Source organism: Mesorhizobium sp. M4A.F.Ca.ET.020.02.1.1, assembly GCF_004022645.1.
Taxonomy (GTDB): Bacteria; Pseudomonadota; Alphaproteobacteria; order Rhizobiales; family Rhizobiaceae; genus Mesorhizobium.
Window position 1 is genome coordinate 1 of record NZ_RZOI01000080.1, and the last position, 13,967, is coordinate 13,967.

The 13,967-nt window shown below is 62.3% G+C and carries 16 protein-coding genes; 5 read left to right on the forward strand and 11 right to left on the reverse strand.

Annotation, left to right across the window (positions count from 1 at the left end; all coding sequences use genetic code 11):
* Positions 1–74: 74 nt before the first annotated feature.
* The 9 genes from EN742_RS08325 to EN742_RS08365 all read right to left on the reverse strand — a co-directional run bounded on the left by EN742_RS08325 (position 75) and on the right by EN742_RS08365 (position 9,246).
* Positions 75–1,118, reverse strand: a complete 1,044-nt coding sequence (locus EN742_RS08325; protein ID WP_126058857.1) for an NAD(P)-dependent alcohol dehydrogenase — start codon at positions 1,116–1,118, stop codon at positions 75–77.
* A gap of 38 nt (positions 1,119–1,156) precedes the next feature.
* Positions 1,157–2,788 (reverse strand): molecular chaperone GroEL, encoded by a 1,632-nt coding sequence (locus tag EN742_RS08330; protein WP_127405947.1) that lies wholly within the window; start codon positions 2,786–2,788, stop codon positions 1,157–1,159.
* Positions 2,789–2,864: 76 nt separating this feature from the next.
* Complete coding sequence (locus EN742_RS08335) at positions 2,865–3,662, reverse strand: iron-sulfur cluster assembly protein (RefSeq protein WP_126058855.1); 798 nt, start codon at positions 3,660–3,662, stop codon at positions 2,865–2,867.
* Between the two features lie 5 nt (positions 3,663–3,667).
* Positions 3,668–4,690: an amidohydrolase family protein gene (locus tag EN742_RS08340; protein WP_126058854.1), complete on the reverse strand. Its 1,023-nt coding sequence runs from the start codon at positions 4,688–4,690 to the stop codon at positions 3,668–3,670.
* A gap of 85 nt (positions 4,691–4,775) precedes the next feature.
* Positions 4,776–5,144, reverse strand: coding sequence for an MmoB/DmpM family protein (locus tag EN742_RS08345; protein WP_040968968.1), 369 nt, complete (start codon positions 5,142–5,144; stop codon positions 4,776–4,778).
* Positions 5,145–5,161: 17 nt separating this feature from the next.
* On the reverse strand, positions 5,162–6,220 hold the full coding sequence (locus EN742_RS08350) for an aromatic/alkene monooxygenase hydroxylase subunit beta (protein ID WP_127405948.1): 1,059 nt from the start codon (positions 6,218–6,220) through the stop codon (positions 5,162–5,164).
* A gap of 52 nt (positions 6,221–6,272) precedes the next feature.
* A complete protein-coding gene (locus EN742_RS08355; protein WP_127405949.1) occupies positions 6,273–7,331 on the reverse strand; it encodes a 2Fe-2S iron-sulfur cluster binding domain-containing protein in 1,059 nt (352 codons plus the stop codon).
* A complete protein-coding gene (locus EN742_RS08360) occupies positions 7,331–7,522 on the reverse strand; it encodes a hypothetical protein (RefSeq protein ID WP_127405950.1) in 192 nt (63 codons plus the stop codon). Before EN742_RS08360 ends, EN742_RS08355 begins: the two co-directional genes overlap by 1 nt.
* Before the next feature lie 50 nt (positions 7,523–7,572).
* Entirely contained in the window at positions 7,573–9,246 is a 1,674-nt protein-coding gene (locus EN742_RS08365; protein ID WP_210211267.1) for an aromatic/alkene/methane monooxygenase hydroxylase/oxygenase subunit alpha, read from the reverse strand.
* A gap of 548 nt (positions 9,247–9,794) precedes the next feature.
* Between EN742_RS08365 and EN742_RS08370 the strand changes: the two genes are divergently transcribed.
* The 5 genes from EN742_RS08370 to EN742_RS37995 are packed head-to-tail and all read left to right on the forward strand — an operon-like array spanning position 9,795 to position 11,939.
* A complete protein-coding gene (locus EN742_RS08370) occupies positions 9,795–10,271 on the forward strand; it encodes a hypothetical protein (RefSeq protein WP_127407143.1) in 477 nt (158 codons plus the stop codon).
* An 11-nt stretch (positions 10,272–10,282) separates the two neighbouring features.
* A complete protein-coding gene (locus EN742_RS08375; protein ID WP_126058849.1) occupies positions 10,283–10,591 on the forward strand; it encodes a hypothetical protein in 309 nt (102 codons plus the stop codon).
* A 14-nt stretch (positions 10,592–10,605) separates the two neighbouring features.
* Positions 10,606–10,968, forward strand: coding sequence for a hypothetical protein (locus tag EN742_RS38630; RefSeq protein WP_128332661.1), 363 nt, complete (start codon positions 10,606–10,608; stop codon positions 10,966–10,968).
* A complete protein-coding gene (locus EN742_RS37990) occupies positions 10,968–11,732 on the forward strand; it encodes a WD40 repeat domain-containing protein (RefSeq protein WP_210214440.1) in 765 nt (254 codons plus the stop codon). The genes EN742_RS38630 and EN742_RS37990 overlap by 1 nt, the downstream gene beginning before the upstream one ends.
* 33 nt (positions 11,733–11,765) lie before the next feature.
* Positions 11,766–11,939, forward strand: coding sequence for a hypothetical protein (locus EN742_RS37995; protein ID WP_189347354.1), 174 nt, complete (start codon positions 11,766–11,768; stop codon positions 11,937–11,939).
* Between the two features lie 212 nt (positions 11,940–12,151).
* On the opposite strand, the gene EN742_RS08385 is transcribed toward EN742_RS37995, so the two are convergent.
* Both EN742_RS08385 and EN742_RS08390 read right to left on the reverse strand, forming a co-directional pair.
* On the reverse strand, positions 12,152–12,514 hold the full coding sequence (locus EN742_RS08385; protein WP_245482462.1) for a hypothetical protein: 363 nt from the start codon (positions 12,512–12,514) through the stop codon (positions 12,152–12,154).
* A gap of 278 nt (positions 12,515–12,792) precedes the next feature.
* Positions 12,793–13,695, reverse strand: coding sequence for a GNAT family N-acetyltransferase (locus EN742_RS08390; RefSeq protein ID WP_127420437.1), 903 nt, complete (start codon positions 13,693–13,695; stop codon positions 12,793–12,795).
* Positions 13,696–13,967: the final 272 nt, after the last annotated feature.

Sequence of the window (13,967 nt, forward strand, 5' to 3'; positions counted from 1 at the left end):
CATTAATTCCTCTCCTTGCAGATGACAGATCGGAAACCGACGCGGTCGTTTGGCGTGGATCCGGTCCAGATGGTTCAGGGAACGATGACGCCGCGGCCGGTGAAGCGCCGGTTCTTGAAGTCGTCGAGCGCGGTGTTGATGCTGGCGAGGTTGTACTCGGTGTAGTGCATCTTCACCTTGCCGTCGGCGTTGAGCTCCATCAGTTCGACGAGCTCGGTGAAATTGCCGACCAGGCTGCCGCCGATGTTGATCTCCTCGATGACCAGATGCGCGGTCGGAACGTTGACCGCGCCGCCATAGCCGACGACGAAGAGCTGGCCGCCCTTGCGCACCATCTTCCAGCAGATGTTCTCGACGCCGAGTTCACCGACGAAATCGATGACGACATGGGCGCCGCCGCCGGTGATCGCCTTTACCTCCTCGACAACGTTCGGCCCGCCGTCGAGGACGAAGTCGGCGCCAAGATCCTTGGCCAGCACACGCGCCGCCGGCTCGCGGTCGACGGCGATGATGCGGCAGCCCGAAATCGCGTGCAGCGACTGTAACGCGATGTGGCCGAGCCCGCCGATGCCGAGCAGCACACAGTAGCTTCCTGGGCGCAACAGCTTCGCCGCCCGTTTGGCGGCGCGGTAGGCGGTGATGCCGGCGTCGGCCAGCGGCGCCACCTCGATCGGCGTGACATTGGCGTTGAGTTTGATGAGTGAGCGCTCGCTGGTGATGAAATATTCGGCGAAGCCGCCATTCATGCCGAGGCCGGGGAACTGCCCATTGTCGCAATACATGTCTTCGCCATGCCGGCAGTTGAGGCAGATGCCGCAGGAGCGGAACGGATGGCAGATCACGGCGTCGCCGCGCTTGACCGATCGGACGCCGCTGCCGACCTCCTCGACCCAGCCGGCATTCTCATGGCCCATGATGTAAGGCAGCAGGCTGCCGTCAGGATCCATGGTCGGTTTCCACACCCCTTCGATGATGTGGAGGTCGGTGCGGCACAGTCCGGCGGCACCGACCCGCACGATCACCTCGTCAGGGGCCGTGATCGTCGGCGCGACGACGTCCTCGATCTTGAGCTTCACGTTCATGTGCGGGTCGTATTCGTAGAGTCTGGCGGCTTTCATCGTCGTGTCCTTTCCAAATCGTTCCGTTGGAATGCGCGTCAGGCGCGGCCGAGCTTTTCCGAACCGCCGCCACGTGCCGGGCCGGCGGTCGGGTCCTCGTCCTCGGCGAGATCGCCGATCAGTGTTTCGGTGGTGAGGATCAGCGTCGCCACGGAGGCGGCGTTGGCGAGCGCGGTGTAGGTGACGCGCACCGGATCGATGATTCCGGCCTCGAACATGTTCTGGTAGCTGCCGGCCGATGCGTTGTAGCCATAACCGCCATTGACGCGGGTGACCTCGGCCACCACGGTTTCGGGATCGGCGCCGGCATTGGCGGCAATGCGCCACAGCGGACGCGACAACACCGAGCGCACCAGGCGCACGCCTTCGGCGATGTCGCCTTCCGCCTCGGCCGCCACCTTGTCGAGCAGGGGCGCGATCTGAGCCAGCGCCGAGCCGCCGCCGGCGACGACACCCTCCTCGGAGGCGGCGCGCACGGCATTGAGAGAATCCTCGATCAGCTGGATCGTCCGCTTCTGCTCGACGGGCGTGACGCCACCGGCGTAGAGGATGGCCGTGCCGCCGGAAAGCTTGGCCAGGCGCTCGCGCAGCTTGTCCTGCTCGATGTTCGGCGGCGCGGCCTCGTACTGCCGCTGCACCTGGGCGCGGCGCGACGCGATCGCAGCATGGTCGCCGCCACCGCGAATGATCGAGGTGTAGGACGCGCTGGTCCTCACCCGCTCGGCCGTTCCGAGATCCTCGGCTGTGATGTCCTCCAGCCGGCCGCCGAGATCGCGCGCGATCACCTTGCCGCCGGTGATGATCGCCAGATCCTCCATCATCGCCTTGCGCCAATGGCCGTATTCCGGCGGATGGACGATGAGGTATTTCCCGGACCCCTGCTTGCCGAGCAGGGTCACCACCACCTCCGGCGACACTTCCTCCGACACGATCAGCAGCGGCCGCCCGGCCTCGTCGGCGATGCGGCGGGCAGTCTCGAGCGCCTTGGGGTCCTTGATCTTGAGGTCGGTCATCAGGATCAGAGGCCGCTCGAGCACGGCCTCCATCTTCTCCTGGTCGGTGACCATGTGATGCGAGAGGTAGCCGCGGTCGAAGGACATGCCCTCGACCACGTCAAGCGTGGTCTCGGTGGTCACGCTGAAGTCGGTGGTGATGACGCCTTCCGCCCCGACGCGCTCGTGCGCTTCCGCCACCAGCGCGCCAAGCCTGGCGTCGGTCGCGGCGATGTTTGCGACCGAGGCGAGGATGCCGTTGCCCTTGGCGGGCTTGGCCGAGGCCTTGAGGGCAGTAACCACCGCCGCCACCGCGCGGTCGATGCCCTTGCAGAGATCGACCGATTTGGCGCCGCGTTCATTCGCCTCGATGCCACCCTGGATGAGCGCGTTGGCGAGTACGATGGCGGTCGTGGTGCCGTCGCCGGCGACCTCGTTGGTCTGCATCGACACTTCACGAACGACCTGCGCGCCCATGTTCTCGAAACGGTCATGCAGTTCGATCTCGGAGGCGATGCTGACGCCGTCGCGGGTCACCATCGGCGTACCGATCGGCCGGTCGATCATGGCGTTCATGCCTTTGGGGCCAAGCGTAGGTTCGACGGCCGCCGCCAGCCTATAGACGCCGCGGGCAAGGGCCCGGCGGGCCTGCGAATTGTGAAGCATTATTTTAGGCATGACTCCTCCTTCCGCCTTACGGGCGGCTTGTTGGTTGGGGGCCTCGTGCGAGGGAGGCCGTTGCTTTCGACGTTGCCTAGACGGCCGGCGCGCTTCGCGCCGGCACGCGGTCCATGATGAAGTCGACCAGCGTCGGCTCGCCGTCGACCACACTCAGTTCTTTGTATCTTGTCTGCTTCAGTCCACGGCAAAGCGCGCCGTTGAACTCCATGTTGACGCGCACGCCGCGCAGCTCGGCGAGGTGGGCGCTGAGCGCGACGGGCGGGATTTGTCGCCCCTCCCACGTCACGAAGACCGGATCGCCTGGACAGCGGTCAGCAAACCGCTGGAGCAGAGCCGCCCGGTACCGTGGCTTCTGCGCGGCCGCCTCGCCCGGCTCGAAGCTGGCGGCATCATATGCCGCCAGATCCATGCCGAGGATTTCGCGATCCGTCAGGCCGTGCTCCCGCAGACCGCGCAAGACCGCCTCCTGGCGCCGCTTGAAGGCCTTCATGCTGAAGGTTTCGCGCAAGGCGTCGATATCCTGGTCCCCGGCAAGCTCGGCGAAGATGTCGCCGAAAGTCCTGCCCGCCTCGATGCCGCGGTTGACCTCTTCGGCGAACATGTGGTCGTGTAGTTTCACGCGATAGGCAGGCGACCAGGAGAGCCGGTCGAGCGCCTTGCGGACACCGTCGAGCATGAGGAAGGCGAAATTTGGCGAGCACCAGTAGGTCGGCAGGCGGAAGTCGACCTCCACAGTGCCGTCACTGGTTATCTCGGCCCGCTCGACGAAGCCCATCTCGGTGATGGCTTCGTCGAGTTCCGGGTCGTTGACCTCGCCAAGGCGCCGCCAGACTTCCTCCTCGCGGCTGCCGGAAACGCTGGCGGTTGCCATGGCCCCTACTCCGCCGCGATGCTGAAGGGCGAGCTTGCGAGCGCCTTCTTCTTCGCATCAATGTCGATGTTGTAGAGGCGCGCGGCATTGAGGCCGAGGATCTTCTCCTTGATCTCGTCGGTCAGTTGTACACCGCGTTCTGCAGCGATGTCCTGCGGGATCTGGTAGGCCCAGAGTTTCTCGATCAGCCAGCGCGGCGTCCAGATCGCGTAGTCGGAACCGAACAGGAGCTTCTCCGGCCCGAGCCAGAACAGCAGTTCGGCGATGACCTCGCCGAAATAGCGCGGGCGCAAGTGGATGAAGGGAAGCGCTACCGCCAGGCCGCCATAGACATTGGTTTCCTGCGTCGCGATCCAGCAGAAATCGTCGAGGCGCGGCAGGCCGCAATGCTCGATGATCCAGTTGAGGCCCTGGAAATCCGTCGCCGCGTGGTCGACGTCGTGAACGTCGAACGCGTCCTTGCTGAGCGGGATGATCGTCGGGCCCTTGTGGACATGAATGTTTTTGATGCCGAGCTTTTCGCAGAGCTCGAAGCACTTGTAGGCATCGGGATCGGTGAGCTTCCAGCCCTTGGAGGCGCCGTTCCACTCGGCCGTGTACATCTTCACACCCTTGACGTCGTAGGTCTCCTTCATGAAGTGGATGTATTCCAGCGCCTTCTCGCCATCGCGCGGATCGAAGGAGCCGTTGACGATGAAGCGGTCCGGGTAGCGCTTGGCGACCTCGGCGTTGCGCTCGATCGTGTTGAAACCGTTCTTGTAGAAGTCCTTCAGGTAGGTGGACTGGACGATCGCAACGTCATCCGGACCGTCGATGAACAGGTCGCGATAAAGATCGTCGGCGCTGTATTTCTCAAATTTGCCCTTCGGCCAAAGTTGCTCCCTCGGGCTCAGGTTTGTGTGATAGGCATAAAAGCAGTCGATGAACTGCTTGCCGTGGATGTTCCTCTGGTTCTCCGGGCTGCCGTCCCAAAAATGAGTGTGGCCATCGACCACGAAGATGTCCTTGCCTTCAGGTGTCCTGTACATTCTTGCCTCCGCAGTCGTCGTGTTGGTGGGGCGTTGTGTTGAAGGTTTCGGCGCGCCGCGTCCGGGCGGCGCGCCGGATCGTTGCTCAGATGTATTCGAAGACCTCGTCCATGTTCCCGAACAGGATCACCGTGTTGTCGTCGATGCGCACCATGCGGCCGTAGTGGGTGGAGGTGTTGACCTCGAAGATTTCGGCGGTCATCTCGCGACCCAGATATTCGCTGATCTCGTCCATCTTGAAGATCAGCTTGCCGTTGCCGTCGATGCGGATCATGGCTGGCTGGTAGGTAACGATGACTCCCGGCTTTTTGCCCATGAATTCGGCGATGGCGCGCGCCTCGACCGAGTCGTTCATGGTGACGCCGCACTGGTGCGAGATCGTCTGCTCGAAGGTAATGTCCTTCATCGATTTGAAGATGTTAGACTGCGAAGCGTCGCGTGCTGCTACTGACATGATGTGTTCTCCCCTATTCAGCGCTTGAGGCCGAGTTCGCCGAGGATCCGGCCAATCCGTTCCTCGGACTGGGCGCGAACGTCGGTGAACGAAACCGGCTTGGAATGCGGCATCGACCAGATCGGCTGCAGGCCGGCGGCTGCCTTGTCGGCGAGCGCGCCGTGCTTCTTGACCCAGCCCTGGAACAGCTTCCTGTTGGCCGCGCCGTGCGTCTCGTCGTTGGCGAGCAGGTAGATCAGGTCGATGGTGTTGGCGAGGTTGCGCTCGTAGTCGGCTTCGGCCGCCGAGATCACCGGCGGCGTGATGAAGTCGTGGTTGGCCGCCGCCGCCTGCATCAGGAAGCCGGAGCGGAACAGTTCGCCAACCAGCGGCTCGAAGACGATGTTGATGGCGAAGTACTGCTCCAGATAGTCGGCCATGCCCATGATGGTCTCGACCGCTTCGCGGGTGCCCTGCCACACGCCGTCCTCGAGCCAGTGCTTCTTGCCGAGCTCGTCGTCCCATCCGGCGATGTCCATGCCGATCTCGGCGAGATAGAGCGTGATGTCCTGGGCCAGCCGGAGCTTGTAGGAGGAATTGGTGAGCGTCGTATTGTTGATCATCTGCGTGTAGCCGTAGCGCTGCGCCTGCATGAGCGATGTGCCCAGGCCGAACTCGGCATGCTTCCAGGCTCCGAGATGCGCCTGCAGCAGCTTCGACCAGACCTTGTCGAAGGTCTTCGGCGCGCCGGCGCGGCGGGCGTTGGTGATGACGCTCTGCACCATCGTCTCGATCTTCGACTGGCGCTGGTAGTGCGTACGCTCCCACTCCTGATCGGGAGCCCGGAAGGCATGCCAGTTCGAGCTCCTGGCAGCCGTGTTGTCCTTGACGTAGGCGCCCTTGCCGTTCGAGAAGGAGATGATCCAGTCCTGGATCAGGTAGCGCTCGGGGTCGGGCTGCACGTCGACCGTGACATCCTCGTAATGGGTGGCGCGCTGGCCCTTCGGCTCGAAGTACCGATATTTCCGGCTGTCCGAATCGGCGAAGATCGCGGCTCCCGCGGCTCCCGATCCGACTGAACTCGACGTTGCTACCATTGTCTTCACTCCCTTGTTGCAGTTGCTTTGGTGTCGCTGGCTCCGGCCCACCTCAATGGGCCGGGGTGGCGCTGGACGACGTGGTGAACCGGTCGAAGAAGATGCGTTCGGTCTCGAACCCGTTCATGAACAGGACCGGCTGCAGCGCATCGATCATGGGCGGCGGACCGCAGGCGTAGACGTCGCCCTGCCCGTCGACCGCCAGCTGTTTGAGCTTGGCATCGACGCTCTGGTGCACGAAGCCGCGCTCGCCGTCCCACGCCTCGCCGTTGACGTGCGAGAGCACCGGGATGAAATTCAGCTCCGGGTGGCTTCCGGCGAGCTCGGTGATCCTGTCGAGATAGAACAGGTCGCTTGGCGTGCGCGCGCCGTAGAAGAAGTAGACGTCCCGCTTCTCGCCGCTCTTCAGGTGATCGTTGAGGATCGACCAGACCGGCGACATGCCGGAGCCGGCGCCGACAAGGATCAGGGGACCTTGCCGTTCTTCCCGCCGGAAGCAGGTTCCATAGGGTCCGACGACGGTGACCTCGGCTCCGACACGGATGCCTCCGGAATCGAGTTCCCCGGAAAACTTTCCTTCGGGGTATTTCTTGATGATGAAGGAGAGTTTTTGGGTTTGGTCCGGCGTATTTGCCATGGAGAACGAGCGCGTAATCGTCTCCCCTTTTTGCGTGGTGACCGTGATGTCGACATATTGCCCAGCCCAGAATTTTATCGGCGAGCCGAGTTCGATCTCGATGCCGCGGATGTCGTGGGTCAGATGCTCGAACTTCGAGATCCGGCCCTTGAACGTCTTCACCGCGATTGATTTCGCCAGAACCTCCTCGTCGTAGTTGAGGAGTTCGACCTGCATGTCGGAATAGGCAATCGACCGACACAACAGGATGTGTCCGCTATCCTTCTCCATGTCGTTGAGGGCAAAGGTCGAGTATTTCAGCATGTCGACTTCGCCTTCGAGCAGTACGCATTTGCAGGCCGAGCATTGCCCTTCCTTGCAGCCATGCGGCAGCGCGATGCCCTGGCGGAATGCCGCGTTCAGAACCGTTTCGCCGTTTTCGACCTCGAATTCGACGCCGACCGGCTCCAGGCGCACTGTGTGAGCGTCAGTCATTAGATTGGACTCCCGATAGCGAATATCTTCACTGGTGCTCTTGGTTTCTGGCCGAGCGAGCCCTTGTAGCCAGCCGTCACCTTCCTCCAGTCGTCGGCGGGCGGACGCGTCCCGGTGACAGTGAAGACGGTTGCGGCGATTGCAGCCCAGGCCGCGATGGCGATGGGCAGGGCGAAGCGGGCACGTGTCATGTTGACCACCAAGCGGTGGGCGGGCCGGCGGCAACCGGCCCGCCTGACCGTCAATTGAACGGCGTGATGGTGAAGCCGGCCCGATACTCGGCGAGGTGCTTCTCCCGATCGGCCGCAGACATGCCGCGAAGCGCCTTGAGCGGCGAGCCGAGGACGTTTCCGCGCACGTCGTCGAGCGTCCACTGCTGGTCGGCCTCGAAGCGCAGATGCGGCTGCGGGATCAGCGTCTTGCCGTCGGAGCGGACGAAGTTGAGGTCCTTGATGGCGTCGGCGAGATCCCAGCCGTCATAGAGCGTCTCCCACTCGCGCTTGCCGCTGAAGCGGCCCATCGCGGGCGTTGGACGGCCCTGGTACTCGTCGGCGAAGGCCTCGACGGCAGTCCAGCGGTCGAGCTCGTGGGCGAAGGTGTGCAGCTGCCCGTCGATCTCGTCGACCACGATGTCCTCGCGGATGAGGCAAGGCACCAGGCACGACCAGCAGCGGTGCGGATAGACGTAGCCGACGTCGCTGTTGAACAGCAGCACCTTTTCGCCCTTGCGGCTGAGCTTGGCGTACCACTTCCAGAAGTCGCCGAACTCCGCATACCAGCCCGGATATTTGTGCTCGAACCACTCGAAGTCCTTGTCGGTCTGGGCCTCGATGCGCCAGAAGTTGACCGGCCAGCCGACCGCGAAGAACTGACCGACCTTGTGGACGTAATTCTTCTTGGTGATGCGCTCCCAGGCGGCCTGGACGTCGTCGTGGTGGACCTTGATACCGTACTTCTCGAGCGGCAGCATGTAGGTGCGGTAGTAGTCCTCATAGATCCAGCGATGCCACATCTCCGCGTAAGACTCCTTGTTCTTGTCGCGGTTGGTTGTGCCATATTCGATGAAGGTGCCGATGGCGGCGTCGACGATGGCGTGGTTCTGCCAGAAGGCGTAGCGCAGGTCGCGCTCGAGCAGCAGATGGTTCTCCGGCTCCTTCAGGGCGGCCATCAGCAGCGAGTGGCCGTTGCCGATGTGCCGGCTCTCGTCGGACTGCACCGACAGGAAAACGGTCGGCAGCGCATAGTCGCCGTTGCGTGCGGCCTCGGAAGGCATGGCGACGAAGAGGGTGTTGGTAAACGCCGTCTCGGCCACGACGGTCAGGTACATGCAGGCGGCCGTCATCGTGTCGCCAGTGATGAAGCCCTCGCCGAACTGGCGGCCGATGGTGGTTGCGTAGCACTTGCCGAAGGCTTCTTCGGTGATGTCGAAGCCTGCCGGGTCGATGTAATTCTCCATGTACCACTTCTTCAGATTCATCTGGATGGTGGAGTGACGGAACTCATCGACCATCTGCATGGTGAAGCCGGTTCTGAGGTCCTCGCCCGGCGCCAGCCGCGCCACCATCGCCATCGAGCGGGCGGCGGAGATTTCCGGGAAGGGAATGATGGCGAGGAAGAGCTTCATCCATTCCACCCAGCGCGGCTCGACATTGCGGAACATGTCACCGCGAAGGGCAGCGTCGAGCGCGCCGTAGACGCGGTTGTCCTTCTCCTCCTGCATCGGGAAATAAGAGCGCAGCACCTGCTTCATCGGATCGCGCGGCGCCTTGGCGATCTTGTAGTCGGTCGGAAACGTCATCGCTTCCTGGACATAGGTCGGGTTCCAACCGAGGTCGGAAATCTTCTTCGTCGCCTCGCCTACGGAAATGCCGCGTTGCGAGGTGATCTTGTTGAGCGTCAGAGACGACATCGTCATAAGCCTCCACCAGGTTTGAGCCGCGGATCCCTTGATCCGGGCGTGAGACGGCACACAACGCCGCCAGTGAGAGTGCGAACGGCACGACAAAGGGTTGCGCATTCAGGCGCGACTCATCGTCGGGCTGTTCGAGTGGATCGCGGCAAAGGTTTCCGAGGTATCGGCAGCGCCCGGTGCCAACCGCTGCTGCGATGGGCGTACCGAAGCGGACCTGACCTGCTTCCTCCGTTCCTTCGTTCTTTTGGCACCGCAAAGTGCGATGGGCTTCTTATGCAAATGACAAAGCAAGCGCCGTGCCAGTTTTGAAAAGAGCCCAACGCCGGCCGTTCGAAACCAATCGCCGTTCACTTCGCCGCGAAACGCGGCAGCCAACTGTAACGCCATTTTACAGATGTAAATTACGCCTGTAATATTTATACTCAATTCGCATTTGCGAATGCTTACTTAGCTATCGCAGCATTCATAAAACAGATTTCATCTATTCAATTCTATCCTGTCTCTATTATTTTGAAGAGGCGGCCCATGCGGCTCAGCATTGGAGAGAGCCCATGCCTGATGAAAAGGACAGCCAAGGCCTGCCATCGCCAATATCCCGACAGCCAGACGACATCGCCGGCGATCTTGTCAGGCTGATGCCTCGCGATCTGGTCTTCGTCATGCGCTTCCTGGGCGAGAGCCAATTTCGCCTCCAGAGCCACTTTCAGGATTTCATCCGGGCCGAGCTTGCTGCCGGCGGCGTCACCGCGGAAACCCATCCGATGATCCATCTGTTCATCGAGAACCACGCGATCCTGCTGCGTGACTTCGTGTTTTCCGGCGTTTCGCTCTCGCGCCAGTTCCGTGTCGAGGAGATAGAGCGCCTCACCGGCGACACAACATCGGTGATGCGCGTCGACATCTGGGATCAGCTGAAGAGCCACATCGAGACCGCCGAAAAGCAGTTCCGGTCGCAGGCCGGCACACTGCCCGGATTGCTGGCGGCGTTCGAGCAACCGCCAGGACCGATGCCCGGAAACGAAAAATGAAGGAGGCTCCGATGGGCCAAACCGAAAGGCGCGACACGTTGCTCGCCCGCCGCCTCGATCTTGTCGCCACGGTCTCGGCGCTGACCTCGGAGGCGCAGCGGCTCAACCAGAAACTCTCCGGTATCGAGATGGACGTGCTGCGCCTGGAGCTCGAGATCGGCCGAAGCGGTCCAAACGTGCAACTGGTGCGAGACTTGCATGAAGCCGAGGAGAGCGCCGCGGCACTCAGACACGCATGCACGACGTGCGAGGAGCGCATCGCCGCCGCCGAAGGCGACATCGACGACGTCGACCGCTGCCTGGCGGAGACCGGAAACTGACGAAGGGAAGGGCCATGAACCAGCACGCGATACAGAACCTGACCTTGTTCGACCTGCTGGCCAGAAGCTGGCGTCGCCCGTCGGCGGTCGCCGACCTGCGCTTCAGCGCCGATGCCTCGGCTGTCGCCTTCACCGGCCTTGATGGGACGGTTGCCATAGCTGCGGTCGCGGACCAGGAGCCGCCGGAATCGCGGATCAGGGTGAGCGGCGACCTTGGCCAAACGACGATCCGCCCCAGGGAAAGAGCACCGGCACCATTGATAACTACCGCCGCGCTGGGAGAAGGCGATGTCCCGCTCGCAAGCTACCTTGGGTCCGGCTTCATGGTCGGAACGGCGGCCGGCAAGTGGTGCATCTGGCAGCGGACGGCACTGTGATGGAGACGCTGGTCAAGATTGACGGACCGGCCGTCGCCTTCGATTACAGCCCTCGGACGGCCATGACAGCTGTCAGCAATGGGCAGGACATCTTCCTGTCGCGCGGCGGAAGCGCCGCAACAAGGCTGCACCACGGTGCGACCCCGTCCGCCGATGCGCTGGCCTTTTCGCCAGGCGGAAGGCGCCTTGCCTGCAGCTTGGACAACCGGCTATCGATCTGGATGGTCGAAAGCGAGGCCACCTCGATACGTGATTTCGCCTTTTCGTCGCGCCCGGTATCGATCCGCTGGAGTGGCGACGGCACCTGGCTGGCCTGCGGGCTCGAAACCGGAGGCTTTGCCCTGGTCAGCATGACTGATGGCCGGGCTGAGATCGTCTCGGGATTTCCAACGCCGGTCCGTACAGTGTGCTGGAGCCTGCCAGAGAACGCTCTGTTTGCATCGGGCGCCTTCCGGATCGCCGGTTGGTCGATGACTGCGCCGCCGCTTGAAGGAGAGACCTCTGGCGCGCTGGAGACAGGTCGCGCCGGGCTGGTGCCGGTCGAGACAGTGGCCGCGCATCCGCAGAAGGGACTGGTTGCGGCCGGCTATGCCAACGGCCGGATCACCATCGCCCAGATCGGCGCGCGGGACGAACTCCTCGTCAGGCCAATGGGCAGCGCAGTAACCGCGCTCGACTGGTCCGGTGACGGACGCCACCTGGCGGTGGGTGCCGTCGATGGTACCGTCGCGATCGTCACCTTTCCCGCGCAGATGTTCAAATAGGCCAATGCAGGCCGCTAACAACAGGAGAAGAGAATGCAAACCGAACTCACCCCCGAAGACAGGAGCAAGGATGAATTCTTTGAACGGCTCGCCAATTTGTCGGAAGAAATGGTGGCAAAGCACGGCAAGGACTTCAGCATGGGAGCCCTTGTGCTCGCCGCCCGATGGATTGCCGAGAACCGTGTTGGTCAATTGAAGACCAACTAGACCAACGAGACCGTCCGCTCGTCGTGCCTTGAACGACCGCATCTAGGTGCAAATCGCCTGGGACTCGGAGCCAAAGAGGTTCGCATTTGGTAGACGAAACACGGCTGCTTGAGTGTCCCGGCATGCGGCGCGAAGCTGCCCAAGAGGTCAGAGAGCATTGCGCATCCATGCCGCCGATCAGATGGAGAACCACTCGCCATAATGCCGCGATCTCATACCGTCCACATCGTGGAGTGGAGCAGAGCTTGCATGTGCTCCGGCAAATCTAGTTCGCCGCGCGCCTCGATCTCGAGAAGATATCGTGCCTTGGCAAAGCGATCGCCTTGCGTGGCCACGGGAAAGGCGCAGATGGAGATCAGCGCCCTCTCCTCTTCTCGGCTGGCCTCATCGTAGTCGCGGCTGTTGCTACCCGTTTCATGGACGGCTTTGTTGAACGCTGCGTATGCCGTCTTATGCGCGTTGATCAACGCTCGCAGTTCGTTCGACGGTTCTCCTTCTCGACGCGGTGCCTCGGTGGCGAGTGCCGTGGCTGATGCGGTCAAGGCGACAACGGTGGTGCCCGACTGGAAGAGCACGGTGCGACGGCTGATCCTGGACGTAGGAAACGCTCCTCTCATTTCAGAACAGCACGTAGCAGCTGTCCTCGATCGTGGGACTCTAACATGGCGGTTGGCGCATTTATGTCAGGATGAAAGCCCCGGGAGACTCTTACTGAGCGAGGATGTGTTGAAAACGATGGGAAGAATCGCATCGCCAACTGGAGTGTCGCTGTACCAGTTGCTCGGAACGTTCAGATCGCACCTTGCAATGGTTGAATGTTGGCCGGCGCCTTATTGCCGACGAAAACACCGAACTATCCGAGAGTTTGGCTCGCCAGAGCATAGGTCTTCGGCATAGCCGCGCCTGCGACGGCAAAATCGGCGAGCCGTTTGCCCAGCGACATGGTCAGCACCGTGTCGAAGACCGGCATGCCGCTGTGCGACAGGAAGGCAGCGAAGTCGCCATTGTCCATATGCGTATCAATCCTGAGGAAAGATCCTGAATGGTCGACCACGTGCGGCCGGACGACGGCCACGGCGTCGACGTCGCTTTCCGCCACGACCGGTCCCACGACATGGCCCCGCCCGAACGGGCGACATAGCGCGAAGGCTTTCAGCCTGCCGCCCTTGAAAAGACCATAGCCGGCCGAGTGCGCGAAGAGCTTTGCGATCAGCGCCGCGCGCCTGACGCCAAATCCCGCCGCATCGAGCGTGATCGCCGCGGCAATGTCGCCTTCGCCCAAAGTCCGGATATCGCCCCTTGTCTCCGCCAGTCTACCCATCGTCTCCGCACGGGCGATGCCCTGGCATTGGTAGACGGTCTTCTCCGGCTGGAAATCGAGCGAAAGATAGAGCCGTCTTGCCGCTCGTGTTGCATTGAGGCGCAGATCGCGCCCGGCGACCTTTTCGAAGACCCGCTTCATCAGCCATTGTCCTGCGCCGAGCGTCTGCAGTCGCGGCGAGGTGATGACCATGCCCACGGTGGCGAAATCGGTGCCGTGCGCGAACCACATGGCCGAACCGAGAACGCGGCCGATCTCATCGAGCGCCACGAAGCCGCGCCCCGATTCGCGCAGGAACTGCCAGTCTTCGGCCCGGTGCGGCCATCCAACGGACAGGGAGTGCCCGTGCAACCGATCGAGCTCGATGCCCTCGATGTCGCCGATGCGCATCGAGAAGGTATCGATTTTCAAGCTTCCGGACGGCTTCAATGCCATGCCCCTGAAAGATTGCCGCACTAGAGATGACGCGTCGATGGTCACCCTCTCTCCGCCAACGCTAAACAAGCAGACCGGTAGGATTTGCTCGAAAGCCGCGCGCCAACGCTAGATTCAACTGAAACACTTCCGCTTTCGGCACGCAATCGCGAAAGAACGCGCACATCTTCTCCTGAAATCTAGCAGCTTACGGTCGCCGACACCGATCCGGCGACCCGAAATGTCTTAAGGGCTGGACTGGACGTCTTCAACATCCTCGACCGTCTCGTCGC

Coding starts and splice junctions, on each gene's coding strand:
- EN742_RS08355 (WP_127405949.1), bottom strand. CDS start 7,331: ATGACTGACGCTCACACAGTGCGCCTGGAGCCGGTCGGCGTCGAATTC.
- EN742_RS08335 (WP_126058855.1), bottom strand. CDS start 3,662: ATGGCAACCGCCAGCGTTTCCGGCAGCCGCGAGGAGGAAGTCTGGCGG.
- EN742_RS08375 (WP_126058849.1), top strand. CDS start 10,283: ATGGGCCAAACCGAAAGGCGCGACACGTTGCTCGCCCGCCGCCTCGAT.
- EN742_RS08360 (WP_127405950.1), bottom strand. CDS start 7,522: ATGACACGTGCCCGCTTCGCCCTGCCCATCGCCATCGCGGCCTGGGCT.
- EN742_RS08345 (WP_040968968.1), bottom strand. CDS start 5,144: ATGTCAGTAGCAGCACGCGACGCTTCGCAGTCTAACATCTTCAAATCG.
- EN742_RS08350 (WP_127405948.1), bottom strand. CDS start 6,220: ATGGTAGCAACGTCGAGTTCAGTCGGATCGGGAGCCGCGGGAGCCGCG.
- EN742_RS08340 (WP_126058854.1), bottom strand. CDS start 4,690: ATGTACAGGACACCTGAAGGCAAGGACATCTTCGTGGTCGATGGCCAC.
- EN742_RS38630 (WP_128332661.1), top strand. CDS start 10,606: ATGAACCAGCACGCGATACAGAACCTGACCTTGTTCGACCTGCTGGCC.
- EN742_RS37990 (WP_210214440.1), top strand. CDS start 10,968: ATGGAGACGCTGGTCAAGATTGACGGACCGGCCGTCGCCTTCGATTAC.
- EN742_RS08325 (WP_126058857.1), bottom strand. CDS start 1,118: ATGAAAGCCGCCAGACTCTACGAATACGACCCGCACATGAACGTGAAG.
- EN742_RS08390 (WP_127420437.1), bottom strand. CDS start 13,695: ATGGCATTGAAGCCGTCCGGAAGCTTGAAAATCGATACCTTCTCGATG.
- EN742_RS08365 (WP_210211267.1), bottom strand. CDS start 9,246: ATGACGATGTCGTCTCTGACGCTCAACAAGATCACCTCGCAACGCGGC.
- EN742_RS37995 (WP_189347354.1), top strand. CDS start 11,766: ATGCAAACCGAACTCACCCCCGAAGACAGGAGCAAGGATGAATTCTTT.
- EN742_RS08330 (WP_127405947.1), bottom strand. CDS start 2,788: ATGCCTAAAATAATGCTTCACAATTCGCAGGCCCGCCGGGCCCTTGCC.
- EN742_RS08370 (WP_127407143.1), top strand. CDS start 9,795: ATGCCTGATGAAAAGGACAGCCAAGGCCTGCCATCGCCAATATCCCGA.